Annotated in this window: 2 protein-coding genes; both read right to left on the reverse strand. The window is 74.0% G+C overall.

The annotated features are described in order from the left end of the window. Window positions 1–1865 (reverse strand): type I polyketide synthase (locus tag GA0070560_RS17460; protein WP_170839456.1); only part of this gene is annotated, 1865 nt, incomplete at its 3' end. Between the two features lie 45 nt (window positions 1866–1910). Continuing rightward, window positions 1911–17714 carry a type I polyketide synthase gene (locus tag GA0070560_RS17465; protein WP_091298529.1) on the reverse strand — a complete coding sequence of 5268 codons (15804 nt, stop codon included), beginning with the start codon at window positions 17712–17714 and terminating at the stop codon, window positions 1911–1913. Window positions 17715–17718: the final 4 nt, after the last annotated feature.

The raw sequence follows: 17718 nt of genomic DNA on the forward strand, positions 1-17718 counted from the left end.
ACATCGACCCGCTCCAACACCTCGGGCCCGACCTCACCACGCAGCACATCCACCAACGACCAGTCCACGAACGGCGCCAACGCCACCGCACACTCAGCGACCCGCTCCGCGAACACCGGCGAGGAGTCCAACAACTCCCGACCCATCCCCACCCACTGCGAACCCTGGCCCGGGAACACCCACACCACCTTGCCGGGGGTGCGCCCACTGCCGGTCACCACACCGACCGCGTCCTCACCACGGGCCAGCGCACCCAGCCCGGTCAGCGCCTCGTCGACCGCGCCGGCCACCACCACAGCGCGGTCGTCCAGCACGGCCCGGCCCGAGACCAACGCGCCGGCCACGCCCGCCAGCGGCACCGCCGACTTCCCCAACAACGCCGCGAGCCGATCCGCCTGACCGGCCAGCGACACCGCACTACGCGCCGACAGCACCAACGGCACCACCCCGTCCACCGGCACCAACCCAGCCGGAACCGGATCCTCGGGCGCCTCCTCGATGATCAGGTGCGCGTTCGTCCCGCTGACCCCGAAAGACGACACACCGGCTCGACGGGGGTGTCCGTCACGCGGCCACGGGCGGGCCTCGGTCAGCAGTTCCACCGCCCCCTCGGACCAGTCCACCCCGCTGGTGGGCTGGTCGACGTGCAGGCTGGGCGGCACGACCGCATGCCGCAACGCCTGCACCACCTTGATCACGCTGGCCACGCCCGCAGCCGCCTGCGCGTGACCGATGTTCGACTTCAACGACCCCAACCACAACGGCTTGTCGGGATCACGGTCCTGGCCGTACGTGGCCAGCAGCGCCTGCGCCTCGATCGGGTCGCCCAGGGCGGTGCCGGTGCCGTGCCCCTCCACGACGTCCACCTCGGACGGGGAGAGACCGGCGTCGGCCAGGGCGGCGCGGATCACCCGCTGCTGCGACGGACCGTTCGGCGCCGTCAACCCGTTCGACGCACCGTCCTGGTTCACCGCGCTGCCCCGCAACACCGCCAGCACCCGGTGCCCACGCTCCCGAGCCACCGACAGCCGCTCCAGCAGCACCAGCCCGACCCCCTCGGCCAGGCCCATCCCGTCCGCGCCGTCCGCGTACGCCTTGCACCGCCCGTCGGCGGCCAACCCCCGCTGCCGGGAGAAGACGACGAAGGAGTTGGGGCTGGACATCACCATCGCGCCGCCCGCCAGTGCCATCGAGCAGTCGCCCTGTCGCAGCGCCTGCGCCGCGAGGTGGATCGCCACCAACGACGACGAACAGGCCGTGTCCAGCGTGACCGCGGGCCCCTCGAACCCGAACACGTACGACACCCGGCCCGAGGCCACGCTCGACGCCAACCCGGTGCCCGCGAAGCTCTGCATCTCCGGCCCGATCGGACCGGAGCCGTAGCCCTGCGGCGCCGCGCCGACGAACACACCGACGTCGCCGCCCTTGAGGGACATCGGGTCCACGGCGGCGTTCTCGAACGCCTCCCACGACGTCTCCAGCAGCAGCCGCTGCTGTGGGTCCATGGCCAGCGCCTCACGCGGCGAGATCCCGAAGAACCCCGCATCGAACAGCCCCGCCTCGTGCAGGAAGCCGCCCTGGCTGACGTACGAGGTGCCCAGGTGGTCGGGATCCGGATCGAAGAGGGTCTCCAGGTCCCAACCGCGGTCGGTCGGGAAGCCCGACACCGCGTCGTGGCCTTCGGCCACCAGCCGCCACAGGTCGGCGGGCCCGGCCACACCGCCCGGCAACCGGCAGGCCATCCCGACGATGGCGATCGGCTCCCGGGACGCGGCGAGGAGTTGGCGGTTGCGCTTCTTCAGCTCGCCGACCTCGGCCACCGACCGCCGCAGCGCTTCGACGACCTTCTCATACGACGCACTCACCAGGTGCCCCCAATCACTCCGTAGCAGATGCCGGGCCGTACGGGACTACTCATCGCCGAGCACCAGTTCGACCAGGTCGTCGACGTCCAGGTCGACGATCGCCCGCTCGTCGCCGATCTCGGCCCCGATGCCGTCGTCCGGCTCGCCCGTGGTGGCGAGTTCGAGCAGCGCGTCGACCAGTCCTGCCGCGCGTAGCCGCGCCAGCGGGACCGACGCGATGGCCTGCCGCAGCCGCGTCTCGTCCGCGTCGGCGCCGGTGCCCGCGTCGGGTGCGGCGCTGTCCGGACGCAGTTGCGTGCGCAGGTGCTTGGCGAGCACCAGCGGGTTCGGATAGTCGAAGACCAGCGTGGGCGGCAGCTTCAGCCCCGTCGCCTCACGCAGCCGGTTGCGCAGTTCCACCGACGTCAGCGAGTCGAACCCGACGTCCTTGAAGGCCATGTCCCCCCGTACGTCCTGCGGGTCGGCATGCCCCAGCACGGCCGCGACCTGGGCACGAACCACGTCCAGGAGCAGGGCTTCCTGATCGGCCGGCGCGAGCCCACCGAGCCGGCGGACCAGGGTGTCGTCCGGGGCGGCGGCTGCCCGTGCCTGCTCCCTGCGAGGGCGTACCAGACCGCGCAGCAGCGACGGCACCGCGCCACCGGCCGCGGCGTCCGCCCGCATCGCCTCCGGATCCAGCTTCATCGGCACCAGCAGCGCCTGGTCCATGCGCAACGCGAGGTCGAACATGTCCAGCCCTTCGGCCCGGCTCAGCTCCAGGACACCACCGCGGCTCGCCCGTGCGTGGTCGACGACGCTGAGGTGGGTGGCCATCCCGAGGCTCCGCTCCCACAGGCCCCAGGCCAGCGACAGCCCGGGCAGACCCGCCGCGCGCCGGTGGGACATCGCCGCGTCCAGGAAGGCGTTCGCCGCCGCGTAGCTACCCTGTCCACCGCCGCCGACCACTCCCGCGACCGAGGAGAAGACGACGAACGCGTCCAGGTCCGCACCCCGGGTGAGCTCGTCCAGGTGCCGCACCGCGTCGACCTTCGGCGCGAACACCCCGGCCAGCCGTTGCCGGGTCAGCCCGCCGATCAACCCGTCGTCGAACACACCGGCCGTGTGCACGACAGCGGTCGGGCGGTGCCGCGCCAGCAGATCCGCCACCTGATCCCGCTCGGACACGTCGCAGGCCACCACCGACACGTCCGCACCCCGCTCGGACAGCTCGGCGACCAGCCCGGCGACACCCTCGGCGGCCGGGCCCCGCCGGCTGGCCAGCACCAGCCGCCGAACCCCGTGCCGCTCCACCAGGTGCCGGGCCACCAGCGCACCCAACGCGCCGGCACCCGAGACCAGGACCGTGCCGTCCGCCCGGAAGACGACCGGAGCGCCCTGCGGCTGACCGGTGGTGCGGGCGAGCCGGGGAACGGAGAGGACGCCGGCACGTACGGCGAGTTGCGGCTCACCGGCCGCGAGCACCAGATCCGCACCGGCCCCGGGGGCGGGGTCGGCGTCCAGCAGGACGATCCGGCCCGGGTTCTCGGCCTGCGCGGAGCGGACCAGGCCCCACACCGCCGCGGCGGCCGGGTCGGTCACCAGGTGATCGCCACCGGCAGGTACGGCGCCGCGGGTACGCACGACCAGCCGCGCCTCCTCCAGCCGGGGCGCGGTCAGCCACGCCTGCACGACCTCCAGCACCCGGGATGCCACCGCGAGCGGACCGTCGTCGCCGCCGACGGCCTCGACGACCACCACCGGCGGCACCTGGTCGACCTGGGCCAGCGCCGTCACGTCGTCGGCCGTGCCCACCGACGCCCACGTCGTCACCGGCTCGGCGGCGGTGGCGGGCAGGTCGGCCCAGTCCACCCGGAGCATCGAGTCACCGACGTCGTGTGCCGCGGCCCCCAGTTGCGCCGCCGACACCGGACGGGACACCAGCGACTCCATCGTCAGCACCGGCCCACCGGTCTGGTCGGCCGCCTCGACGGCCAACGTGTCCGGCCCGTGCGGCGCGAGCCGAACCCGCAGCGCCACGGCACCGGCGGCGTGCAGTACGAACCCGTTCCACGCGAACGCGAGCACCGCCTCGCCGGGCTGCTGCGCCGTGGCGCCGGCCGTGGCGGCCTGCAGCGCGGCGTCCAGCAACGCCGGGTGGACGCCGAAGCTGCCCGCCGCCGCCCGCAGGTCCTCGGGGAGGGCGACCTCGGCGAACACCTCGTCGCCGCGCCGCCACACCGCGCGCAGGCCCTGGAACGCGGGGCCGTAGCCGTAGCCGCGCTCGGCCAGGTCGGTGTAGAAGTCCTCGACGTCGACCGGCTCCGCGTTGCGCGGCGGCCAGGCGGTGAAGTCGAACCGGGTGCCGCCGCCGCTCGGTGTCGCCGACAGCACGCCGGTGGCGTGCCGGGTCCACGCGCCCGCGCCGCCGTCGCGGCGGGAGTACACCTCCACCGTGCGCGTGCCGTTCGTGTCCGCTCCGCTCAGGGCCACCTGGACCCGGACACCGCCCTGCTCGGGGACCACCAGCGGGGCCTCGATCACCAGCTCGTCCAGCGTCGAGCAGCCGACCTCGTCGCCGGCGCGTACGGCCAACTCGACCAGCCCGCTGCCGGGGAGGATCACGACTCCGCCGACCGCGTGGTCGGCGAGCCACGGATGCGACCGCACCGACAGCAGCGACGTGAAGACCAGGCCGTCCGAGCGGGGCAGCTGCACCACCGCGCCGAGCAGCGGGTGGTCGGCGGCAGCCTGTCCCAGCGACGTCGCGTCGGTGGCCGACCCGGCGGGCTGCCGCAGCCAGTAGTGCCGATGGTCGAAGGCGTAGGTGGGTAGTTCCACCCGCGCCGACGCCGCTGCGGCCGGCAGCATCGCGGTCCAGTCCACCGGCACGCCCCGCACGAACAACTCGGCCATCGAGGTCAACAACCGGCGCAGACCACCGTCGTCACGCCGCAACGACCCGGTCACCACCACATCGGCGTCATCGACGATCTCGTTGATCGGCTGCACCAGCACCGGATGCGCGCTGATCTCCACGAAGACGCCGTGCCCCTGGTCGAGCAGGTCGGCCACCGCCGGGGCGAACCGCACCTGACCACGCAGGTTGTCGTACCAGTACCCGCCGTCGAGCACCCCGGCCTCACGGACCCACCCACCGGTCGCCGTCGAGTAGAACGGCACCACCGGCGCCTGCGCCCGCACGTCCGCCAACGTCTCGGCCAGCAGATCCCGGATGTCCTCCACATGCCGGGTGTGCGACGCATAATCCACCGCCACCCGCCGCACCCGAACCCCGTCACCCTCCAACGACGCCAACACCTCGTCCAACGCCGCCGCGTCACCCGCGACCACCACCGAGCCGGGACTGTTGACCGCCGCCACCTGGACCAGATCCGCCCACGGCGCCAGCCGCGCCACCGCGTCGTCCTGGCTCAACGCCACCGACGCCATGCCACCCCGACCCGACAACACCGAACCGATCGCCCGACTCCGCAACGCCACCACCCGCGCCGCGTCCGGCAACGACAACGCACCCGCCACACACGCCGCGGCGATCTCACCCTGCGAATGCCCGACCACCGCGTCCGGCCGCACCCCACACGACGACCACACCGCCGCGAGGCCGACCATCACCGCGAAACTCGCCGGCTGCACCACATCGACCCGCTCCAACACCTCGGGCCCGACCTCACCACGCAGCACATCCACCAACGACCAGTCCACGAACGGCGCCAACGCCACCGCACACTCGGCGATCCGCTCGGCGAAGACCGGCGAGGAGTCCAACAACTCGCGGCCCATGCCCACCCACTGCGTGCCCTGGCCCGGGAAGACCCACACCACCTTGCCCGGCGCACCGGCCCGACCGGTGACCAGGCCAGCGGTGTCCTGCCCGGACGACAGCGCCGTCAGCCCGGCGAGCGCCTCGGCCCGGGACTCCGCCACCAGCACGGCACGCTCGGTCAGCGCGGCACGGCCGGACACCAGTGCCCGCGCCGCGCCCGCCAGCGGCACCTCGTCGGCGCCCTCGAGGTACGCGGCGAGCCGGCCGGCCTGCAGCGCCAGCGACGTGGTGCTGCGCGCGGAGACCACCACGGGCAGCACCGGCGGGGATGCGGCCTGCTCCGGCTCGGGTGTGACGTCCTGTGGTGGCGCTTCCTCGAGGATCAGGTGGGCGTTCGTGCCGCTGACCCCGAACGCGGACACCCCGGCCCGCCGCGGGTGGCCGTTCCTCGCCCAGTCACGCGCCTCCGTCAGCAGCTCGACCGCGCCGGCGGACCAGTCCACCTCGGGGGTGGGCGCGTCCACGTGCAGCGTCGCCGGCAGCATCCCGTGCCGCAGCGCCTGGACGACCTTGATCACGCCGGCCACGCCCGCAGCCGCCTGCGCGTGACCGATGTTCGACTTCAACGACCCCAACCACAACGGCTTGTCGGGATCACGGTCCTGGCCGTACGTCGCCAGCAACGCCTGCGCCTCGATCGGGTCGCCCAGGGCGGTGCCGGTGCCGTGGGCCTCCACCACGTCCACCTCGGACGGGGCCAGTCCGGCGTTGGCCAGCGCCCGGCGGATGACCCGCTGCTGGGAGGGGCCGTTCGGCGCGGTCAGGCCGTTGGACGCACCGTCCTGGTTCACCGCGCTGCCGCGCAGCACGGCCAGGATCGTGTGCCCGCGCTCCCGCGCCACCGACAGTCGTTCGAGGACCACCACGCCGACGCCCTCGGCCCAGCCGGTGCCGTCGGCGGCGGCGGCGAACGCCTTGCACCGCCCGTCCTCGGCGAGACCCCGCTGACGGGAGAACTCGACGAAAGCGCCCGGGTTCGCCATGACGGTCGCGCCGCCGGCCAGCGCCATCGAACACTCACCCTGTCGCAGCGCCTGCGCGGCCAGGTGGATGGCGACCAGCGACGACGAACAGGCCGTGTCGATGGTGATCGCCGGGCCCTCGAAGCCGAAGACGTAGGACACCCGGCCCGACGCCACGCTCGACGACCCGCCGGTGCCCGCGAAGCCCTCCAGCTCCGGCGTGACCACGCTGGCGCCCGGCGCGACGTAGCCCTGCCCGAAGACGCCGGTGAAGACGCCGACGTCGGTGCCCTTCAGGGAGGTCGGGTCGACACCGGTGGCCTCCAGCGCCTCCCACGACGTCTCCAGCAGCAGCCGCTGCTGCGGGTCCATGGCCAGCGCCTCACGTGGCGAGATCCCGAAGAACCCCGCATCGAACTGCCCCGCCTCGTACAGGAAGCCGCCCTGCCGGGTGTACGACGTGCCCGGACGCTCCGGGTCGGGGTCGAAGAGTCCCTCGAGGTCCCAACCGCGGTCGGTGGGGAACCCGGAGACCGCGTCCCGGCGGTCGGCCACCAACCGCCACAGGTCCTCCGGCCCGGCCACACCACCGGGCAACCGGCACGCCATGCCCACGATGGCGATCGGCTCCTCGGGATCGGCCAGGACCGTCGGCGCGACCGTCGTCGGCGCGGCGTCACCCAGTTCGTCGCGCAGATGGCGAGCGAGGGCCTGCGGGCTCGGGTGGTCGAACACGAGCGTGGCGGGCAGCTTCAGGCCGGTCGCCTCCCGCAGCCGGTTGCGCAGCTCCACCGAGGTCAACGAGTCGAACCCGGCGTCCCGGAACGCCGCGTCCGCCCGGACGGCACCCGCGTCGGAATGCCCGAGCACGGCAGCGACCTGGCCGCGTACCAGGTCCAGCAGGAGTGCCAGCTGATCCGCGGGAGTGAGCCCGGCCAGGCGCTCGCCCAGCCGGCCGCGTTCCCCGCCGGCACCGCCCGTACGGGCCTGCCGCCGGCCCGTACGGACCAGACCGCGCAGCATGTGCGGCACCACACCGCCCGCCGACGCGTCAGCGCGGACCCCGCGCAGATCCAGCTTCGCGGGCACCAGCAACGCCTGCTCCGTGCCGAGGGCGGCGTCGAACAGTTCCATCCCCTCGGCCTGCGTCATCAGCTGGAGTCCGCCACGCCGGTTCATCCGGGCCCTGGTCAACTCGTCGGTGTTCGCCGCCATACCGGTGGCCTGCTCCCACAGGCCCCACGCCAGCGACAGCCCCGGCAGGCCCAGCGACCGGCGGTGAGCCATCAACCCGTCCAGGAACGCGTTCGCCGCCGCGTAACTACCGCTGCCGGCGCCCATGAACACCGCCGACACCGACGAATAGACGACGAACGCGTCGAGGGGCAGCTCACGGGTCAACTCGTCGAGGTGCCGCACCGCGTCCACCTTCGGCGCGAAGACCCGGGCCAGCTTCTCCGGCGTCACCGTCTCGATCACGCCCGCGTCCAGGAGGCCGGCCGTGTGCACGACGGCGGTCGGGCGGTGCCGCGCCAGCAGATCCGCCACCTGATCCCGCTCGGACACGTCGCAGGCCACCACCGACACGTCCGCACCCCGCTCGGACAACTCGGCGACCAGCCCGGCGACACCCTCGGCGGCCGGACCCCGCCGGCTGGCCAGCACCAGCCGCCGAACCCCGTGCCGCTCCACCAGGTGCCGGGCCACCAGCGCACCCAACGCGCCGGCACCCGAGACCAGGACCGTGCCGTCGGGGCCGAACCCGGCCGGCGCGTCGGCGGTCCGGGCGGCGCGGGCGAGACGCGGCACGCGGAGGGTCGTTCCGCGCACGGCGACCTGCGGTTCGCCGGAGGCCAGCACCGCACCCAGCACCGGTGCCACACCCTCGTCGGCGCCGGGGTCCAGGTCCAGCAGGACGATCCGGTCCGGGTTCTCGCCCTGGGCGGCGCGTACGAGACCCCACACCGCCGCCGCGGCCGGGTCCGTCACCGCGCCGTCACCGGCCGGTACCGCACCGCGGGTCGCGACCACCAGCCGTGACTCCTCCAGCCCCGGTCCGGCCAGCCACGCCCGTACGACCGCCAGCACCCGCGAGGTCACCCGCAGGGCGTCGTCGTCACCGGCCGCCTCCAGCACGACCGCCGCGGGCACGTCGGTCAGGACGGTCACGTCGTCGGCGGTGGCGACCGGCGTCCACGACGGCACCGGTGCCCCCACGCCGTCGGGCAGCTCGGTCCACTCCACCTGGAACAGGGAGTTGGCCAGCGCCGGGTCCGCGCCGGCGGCGGCCGATCCCGCGGCGGGCACCGTCCGGAACCCGACCGAGTCCGCGGCCACGACCAGGGCGCCGGTGTCGTCGGCCGCGGCCAGCGACACGGTGTCGGCGCCGAGGGACGCCAGCCGTACCCGCAGCGCCGACGCTCCCACGGCGTGCAGCACCAGTCCGTGCCAGTCCAGCGGTTGCCGCGGCTGCGGTCCGTCCTCGGCCGCGATCGGCAGGGCCGGGTGCAGGGCGGCGTCCAGCAACGCGGGGTGGATGCCGAATCGGGCCGCCTCCGTGCTCCGCTCCTCGGGCAGGACGACGTCGACGAACACCTCTCCGTCACGCTGCCACGCCGCCCGCACCGCCTGGAACGACCGGCCGTACGCGTGACCGCGCGTGGCGAGGTCGGCGTAGAGCTCGTCGACGTCGAGGGAGCGGGCACCGGGGGGCGGCCAGGCGGCGAAGTCGAATCCGTCCTGCGCGCGGGGCGTACGCGACAGCACGCCGGTGGCGTGTCGCGTCCACACGTCGTCGGAGACGTCCTCACGCTGGGAGTAGACGTCCACCGTGCGGACGTCGTTCTCGCCGGCGCCGCTCAGGGCGACCTGCACGCGCACGCCGCCGTGCGCGGGGAGCACGAGCGGAGTTTCGATCACCAGTTCGTCGAGGACCGGGCAACCGGCTTCGTCACCGGCGCGTACGGCCAGTTCGACCAGCCCGGCACCCGGGACGGTCACGACACCGCCGACCTCGTGCTCCGCCAGCCACGGGTGCGACCGCAGCGACAACCGCGACGTGAAGACCAACCCGTCCGACTGCGGCAGCCGCACGAGCGCGCCGAGCAGCGGGTGGTCGGCGCCGGCCAACCCCAGCGACGGCGCATCGGTCGCGACGGCCGGGTGCAGCCAGTAGTGCTGGTGGTCGAAGGCGTACGTCGGCAGGTCCACCCGTCCGCTGACCGGGGGCAGCACACCGCTCCAGTCCACCGGCACGCCCCGGACGAACAGCTCGGCCATCGACGTCAACAGTCGTCGAACGCCACCGTCGTCGCGCCGCAGCGTGCCGGTCACCAGGACGTCGGCCTCGGTGCCGTCGACGACGTCGGTGATCGGCTGGACCAGCACCGGGTGGGCGCTGATCTCCACGAAGACGCCGTGCCCGTCGCCGATCAGGTCGGCCACGGCCGGCCCGAACCGCACCTGGTTACGCAGGTTCCGGTACCAGTACCCGCCGTCGACGACCCCGGCGTCGCGGATCCACCCGCCGGTCACCGTGGAGTAGAGCGGCACCACCGGGGCCTGCGCGTCGATCCCGGCCAACGTCGCGGACAGCCTCTCCTCGATGTCCTCGACGTGCCGGGTGTGCGACGCGTAGTCCACCGCCACCCGCCGGCCGTCCAGTGCCTGCACGGCCTCGGCCAGCGCTTCGGCGTCACCGGCGATCACCACCGAGGAGGGGCCGTTGACCGCGGCGATCTCGACCCGGCCGGCCCACGGGGCCAACCGCGCGGCGGCCTCGTCCTGACTCAGGGCCACCGACGCCATGCCGCCTCGTCCGGACAGCTGTTCGGCGATCGCCTGGCTGCGCAACGCCACGACCCGGGCGGCGTCCTCGAGCGACAGCGCGCCCGCCACGCAGGCCGCGGCGATCTCGCCCTGCGAGTGGCCGAGCACCGCGTCGGGCACCACGCCCACCGACGCCCACACGGCGGCCAGACCCACCATGACGGCGAAGCTGGCCGGTTGCAGCACGTCGACCCGCTCCAGCACCTCGGGCTCGACGTCACCGCGCAGCACGTCCACCAGGGACCAGTCGACCCACGGCTGCAGCGCGGCGGCGCACCCGGCGATCCGCTCGGCGAACACCGGGGACGAATCCAGCAGTTCCCGGCCCATGCCGACCCACTGGGCCCCCTGGCCCGGGAAGACCCAGACGAGCTTGCCCCACGCGCCCACGCTGCCGGTCACCACGCCGGCGGCGCTGTCGCCGCGGGCGAGCGCACCGAGCCCGGCCAGCGCCTCGTCGGCCGAGCCCGCCACCACGACGGCGCGATCGCCCAGCGTCGCCCGGGTCGACAGCAGGGCGGCCGCCACCCGACCCAGCGGCGCCTCGCCGGCGCCGTCGAGGAACGCCGCCAGCCGACCGGCCTGACCCGACAGGGAGGCGACGCTGCGAGCCGACACCACCAGCGGAACCACACCGTCCGGCGCGTCCTGCGCCGCGACGGCCCGGACGTCCTCGGCGGGCGCCTCCTCGATGATCAGGTGTGCGTTGGTGCCGCTGATCCCGAACGACGACACCCCCGCCCGTCGCGGGCGGCCGTCGGGCGACCAGTCGCGCGCCTCGGTCAGCAGCTCGACGGCGCCGGCGGACCAGTCCACCTGGTTGGTGGGCTCGGTGACGTGCAGGGTCGGCGGCAGCACGCCGTGCCGCAGCGCCTGCACCATCTTGATCACGCTCGCCGCGCCCGCGGCCGCCTGGGTGTGTCCGACGTTCGACTTCAGCGAGCCCAGCCACAACGGGCGTCGCGGGTCGCGGTCGCGGCCGTAGGTGGCCAGCAACGCCTGCGCCTCGATCGGGTCGCCCAGGGCGGTACCCGTGCCGTGGGCCTCGACGACGTCCACCTCGGACGCCGACAGTCCGGCGCTGGCCAGCGCGCTGCGGATCACCCGCTGCTGGGAGGGACCGTTCGGCGCGGTCAGGCCGTTGGACGCGCCGTCCTGGTTGATCGCGCTGCCGCGGATCACGGCCAGCACCTGGTGCCCCCGCTCCCGGGCCACCGAGAGCCGTTCGAGCACCACCACGGCGACGCCCTCGGAGAGCACCGTGCCGTCCGCATCGGAGGAGAACGCCTTGCAGTGCCCGTCCTCGGCCAGGCCCCGCTGCCGGGACATGCCGAGCACGCCGATCGGCGACCCCATCACCGCGACGCCGCCGGCCAGCGCCATCGAGCACTCGCCCTGCCGCAGCGCCTGCGCGGCGAGGTGCATCGCCACCAGCGACGACGAGCACGCCGTGTCGACGGTCATCGCGGGGCCCTCGAAGCCGAACACGTACGACACCCGTCCCGAGGCCACGCTGCCGGCCGTGGCGGTCGTGACGAAGCCTTCGAGTTCCGCCGGCATGTTGCTCAGGGATTCGAGATAGTCGTGGATGGAGACGCCGGTGAAGACGCCGACGTCCGCGCCCTGCACCGCGGTCGGGTCGACGCCCGCCCGCTCCAGCGCCTCCCACGAGGCCTCGAGCAGCAACCGCTGCTGCGGGTCCATCGCCAGCGCCTCACGCGGCGAGATGCCGAAGAAGCCGGCGTCGAAGAGCCCCGCGCCCTGCAGGAAGCCGCCCTGCCGGGTGTACGACGTACCCGGGCGGTCCGGGTCGGGGTCGAACAGGCCTTCCAGGTCCCAGCCGCGGTCGTCGGGGAAGGGCGACATTCCCTCCCGGCCCTCGGACACCATCCGCCACAGGTCGTCGGGATCGGCGACACCACCCGGCAACCGGCACGCCATCCCCACGATCGCGATCGGCTCGTCCGGATCGACGGCCACGGTGACCGTGGTCGCGGTGCCCGCCACCGTCTCGCCCAGCTCGTCACGGAGGTAACCGGCCAACGCCACCGGGGTGGGGTAGTCGAAGACCAGCGTGGCGGGCAGCTTCACGCCGGTCGCCGCGCTCAGCCGGTTGCGCAGCTCCACCGCGGTCAGCGAGTCGAACCCGATCTCGGTGAACTTGCGGGTGCCCTGCGTCAGCTCGGGCCCGCTGAAGCCCAGCACGCCGGACGCCTCCGCCTGGACGATGCCGATGAGGATCTTCTCCTGCTCGTCCGGGGTCAGCCCGGCGAGCCTGCGGACCAGGCCGCCGCTGTCACCGGCCGACGCACGCGCCACCCGCCGCCCCACCCGGATCAGGCCGCGCAGCAGGTGCGGAACATCGCCGCCGGCCGCGGCCTGGGCGCGCATCGCCTTCAGGTCCAGCTTGATCGGCACCAGCAGCGCCTGGTCGGCGCACAGGCCGATGTCGAACAGGGTGACGCCCTCGGCGGGGGTCATCGCCAGGACACCGCCACGGCTCATCCGGGCCTGGTCCACGGCGCTGAGGTGGGCGGTCAGGCCGGTGGCCTGCTCCCACAGGCCCCACGCCAGCGACAGGCCCGGCAGCCCGGCCGCCCGGCGCTGCGCCATCAACCCGTCCAGGAACGCGTTCGCCGCGGCGTAGTTGCCCTGGCCGGCGGAGCCCATGAGCGCGGCGGCCGACGAGAACACCACGAAGGCGTCGAGATCCGTGCCACGGGTCAGGTCGTCGAGGTGCCGTACCGCGTCGACCTTCGGCGCGAACACCCCGGCCAGCCGCTCGGGGGTCAACGCGCCGATCACGCCGTCGTCCAGGACACCCGCCAGGTGCACGATCCCGGTCGGCCGGTGCTCGGCCAGCAGGGTTGCGACCTGCTCCCGGTCGGACACGTCGCAGGCCACCACCGACACGTCCGCGCCCTGCTCGGTCAGGTCGGCGACCAGCTCCGCCACGCCCTCCGCGTCCGGTCCCCGCCGACCGGCCAGGACCAGCCGGCGTACGCCGTGCCGGGACACCAGGTGCCGGGCCATCACGGCGCCCAGCGCCCCGGTGCCGCCGGTGAGCAGCACCCGCCCTTCCGGGCGGAACACGGCGGGTGCCTCCGGCACCTGGCCACCGGCCTGGGCCAGTCGGGGTGCCAGCAGGGTCGTCCCGCGCACCGCGAGCTGCGGTTCGCCGCTGGCCAGCGCCGCACCCAACAGCGGGTCGGCGCCGGCGGGATCGGCGTCGACCAGGACGATCCGGTTCGGATTCTCGGCCTGGGCGGCCCGGAGCAGACCCCAGACCGCCGCACCGGCGGGATCGCTCACCGCGCCGTCACCCGCGGGCGTCGCGCCCCGGGTCACCACCACCAGCCGCGAGTCCTCCAGCCCGTCCCCGGTCAGCCAGGCCTGCACGAGCGCCAGCACCCGCGTGGTCAACGCCAGCGGGCCGTCGCCGTCGCCGACGGCGTGCAGCACGGCCGTCGACGTGGCGCTCCCGCTCCGCGTCAGGGCCGCCACGTCGTCCGCCGTAGCCACCGGCACCCAGGACGACGCGGCTTCCCCGACGGCCGAGGGCAGCTCGATCCACTCCACCCGGAACAGCGAGTCGCGGCTCTCCCCCGCCGCCGTCTCCAGTTGGTCGGCGGACACCGGCAGCGATACGAGCGAGTCCATCGTCACGACCAGGGCACCGGTGTCGTCGGCGGCCTGGAACGACAACGCGTCCGGCCCCGACGGCGCGACCCGGACGCGCAGCGCGGACGCGCCGACGGCGTGCAGCACCAGACCGTTCCACGCGAACGGCAGCACCTTACGGTCGTCGTCGGGGTTGGCGAAGGCGTTGGTGTGCAGGGCGGCGTCCAGCAGCGCCGGGTGGATGCCGAACCTGCCGGCGTCCTCCCGGTGGTCGTCGGGGAGCGCGACCTCGGCGAACACCTCGTCGCCGCGCCGCCACACCGCCCGCAGCCCCTGGAACGCGGGCCCGTAGGCGTACCCACGCTCGACGAGGTCGGTGTAGAAGTCGTCGATCTCGACCTGCCGCGAGCCCTGGGGAGGCCACGCGGTGAAGTCGAAACCGGTTCCCGGTGTCGTCGGCGTGCTCGACAGCAGGCCCACGGCGTGCCGGGTCCACTCGTCCGTGCCGTCCTCGCGCAGCGAGTACACGGCGACCGGGCGCGAACCGGTCTCCCCCGGTCCACCGACCGCGACCTGGAGCCGCACCCCGCCGTTTCCGGGCAGCACCAGCGGCGCCTCGATCACGAGTTCTTCCAGTACGCCGAAGCCGAACTCGTCGCCCGCCCGGACCGCCAGGTCGACGTAGACCGTGCCGGGAATGAGCACCACGCCACCGATCGCGTGATCGGCCAGCCACGGGTGCGACCGCAGCGACAGGCGCGAGGTGAAGACCAGCCCGTCGGACTGCGGTAGCGGCACCACCGCCCCCAACAGCGGGTGATCGGCGCCGACCAGCCCCAACGACGCCGCGTCGGTGGCCGACCCGCCCATCTGGAGCCAGTAGTGCCGGTGGTCGAAGGCGTACGTCGGGAGATCGACGTGCGCCGAGGTCGCCCCGCTCGGCAGGATCGCGGCCCACTCCAGGGTGACCCCCCGGACGAAGAGCTGGGCCATCGACGTCAGCAGGCGCCTCAGGCCGCCCTCGTCACGCCGCAGCGACCCGGTCACCACGACGTCGGCGTCGGCACCGTCGACGATCTCGCTGATCGGCTGGACCAGCACCGGGTGGGCGCTGATCTCGACGAACACGCCGTACCCCTGCGAGATCAGATCGGTGACCGCCGGCCCGAACCGCACCTGGCCGCGCAGGTTCCGGTACCAGTAGCCGCCGTCGACGGCTCCGGCGTCGGAGATCCACCCACCGGTGAGGGTCGAGTAGAACGGCACCGTCGGCGCCTGCGCGTCGATCCCGGCCAGCGCGTCGGCCAGGATGTCACGGAGGTCCTCGACGTGCCGGGTGTGCGAGGCGTAGTCCACCGAGACGCGTCGCACCCGGACGCCCTGGTCGTCGAGGACGTCCAGGGCCTCGTCGAGGGCGTCGGCGTCGCCCGCGACCACCACGGACGACGGGCCGTTCACGGCCGCCACCTCGACCCGGCCGGACCACGGGGCCAGCCGCTCCGTCGCCTCGTTCTCGCTCAGGGCGACGGACGCCATCCCACCGCGTCCGGACAGGGTCGCGGCGATCGCCTGGCTACGCAACGCCACCACCCGGGCCGCGTCCTTGAGCGGCAGAGCACCGGAGACACAGGCCGCGGCGATCTCGCCCTGCGAGTGGCCGACCACGGCGTCGGGCTGAACGCCCACCGACGCCCAGACCGCGGCCAGGCCGACCATCACCGCGAAGCTGGCCGGCTGCAGCACGTCGACCCGGTTCGCCAACGCGGGATCGACGTCTCCCCGGAGCACGTCGACGAGGGACCAGTCGACCCATCGCTCCAACGCGGCGGCGCACTGCGCGATCCGCTCCGCGAACACCGGGGAGGAGTCCAGCAGTTCCCGGCCCATGCCGAGCCACTGCGTGCCCTGGCCCGGGAAGACCCACACCACCTTGCCCGGCGTACCGGAACCGGTCACCAGACCCGGTGCGTTCTCGCCACGCGCCAGTGCGCCGAGCCCCGCCGACGCCTCGTCGGTCGAGCCTGCGACCACCACGGCACGCTCACCGAGCGTGGCGCGGCCCGACACCAGGGCCCCGGCGACGTGTGCCAGCGGCACCTCGGCGCCTTCGACGAAGGACGCCAGCCGCGCCGCCTGCGTCGCGAGCGAGGCGGCGGTGTTCGCCGAGACCACCAGGGGGACGACCCCGGTCGGCGGCGTCTGCGCCGGCACCGGGGCGGTCTCGTCCTCCGGCGCCTCTTCCAGGATCAGGTGGGCGTTGGTGCCGCTGGCGCCGAAGGACGACACACCGGCCCGGCGAGGACGACCGTTGCGCGGCCAGTCGCGGGCCTCGGTCAACAGTTCGACGGCGCCGGAGGACCAGTCCACCTGGGGTGTGGGCGCGTCCACGTGCCGAGTCGCCGGCATCATCCGGTGCCGCAGCGCCAGCACCGTCTTGATCACACCCGCCACACCGGACGCCGCCTGCGTGTGCCCGATGACGGACTTGACCGAGCCGAGCCACAACGGCTGCTGCGGATCCCGACCCTGCCCGTACGTGGCGAGCAACGCCTGCGCCTCGATCGGGTCTCCCAGGACGGTGCCGGTGCCGTGCCCCTCGACTGCGTCCACCTCGGACGGACCCAGTCCGGCGCTGGCCAGCGCGCGGCGGATCACCCGCTGCTGCGACGGGCCGTTCGGCGCGGTCAGGCCGTTGGACGCGCCGTCCTGGTTCACCGCGCTGCCACGGATCACCGCGAGCACCTGGTGCCCCCGCTCCCGGGCCACCGACAGCCGCTCCAGCAGCAGCACACCGACACCCTCGGCCCACGACGAGCCGTCGGCGCCCGCGGCGTACGACTTGCAGCGCCCGTCGAAGGCGAGCCCTCGCTGACGGGCGAAGCCGACGAACCCGCCGGGAGTCGCCATCACCGTCGAGCCACCGGCCAGCGCCATCGAGCACTCGCCCCGGCGCAGCGCCTGCGCGGCCAGGTGAACCGCGACCAGTGAGGACGAGCACATGGTGTCGACGGTCACCGCCGGCCCTTCCAACCCGAGCGTGTACGCGACCCGGCCGGAGGCGACACCGCCCGCGGTGCCCAGCGCACGCTCCAGGCTCAGGAACCCCTCGAACCCGCTGAGATCGGGTGCGTAGTCCTGGTGGACGATCCCGGCGAACACGCCGACGTCGCTCCCGCGTACCGAGTGCGGGTCGATCCCGGCCCGTTCGAAGGTCTCCCACGCCACCTCGAGCAGTTGCCGCTGCTGCGGGTCCATGGCCAGCGCCTCGCGCGGCGAGATCCCGAAGAACGCGGCGTCGAACTGCCCGGCGTCGTGCAGGAAGGCGCCTTCCCGGACGTAGGTGGTGCCGGGGTTGTCCGGGTCCGGGTGGTAGAGGCCCTCCAGGTCCCAGCCGCGGTCGGTGGGGAAGCCGGTGTAGACGTCGGTGCCGTCGGTCACCACCCGCCACAGGTCCTCCGGACCGCGGATGCCGCCGGCGTACCGGCAGCCCATGGAGACGATCGCGATCGGCTCCACCGCTGCGGCCACGAGCGCGCTGTTCTCCTGCTGAAGTCGAGCGTTCTCCTTCAGCGAGGCACGCAGTGCCTGGACGATCTGCTCGTCTGGCGCCGACATAACT

It is taken from the genome of Micromonospora halophytica (assembly GCF_900090245.1).
GTDB classification, from domain to species: domain Bacteria; phylum Actinomycetota; class Actinomycetes; order Mycobacteriales; family Micromonosporaceae; genus Micromonospora; species Micromonospora halophytica.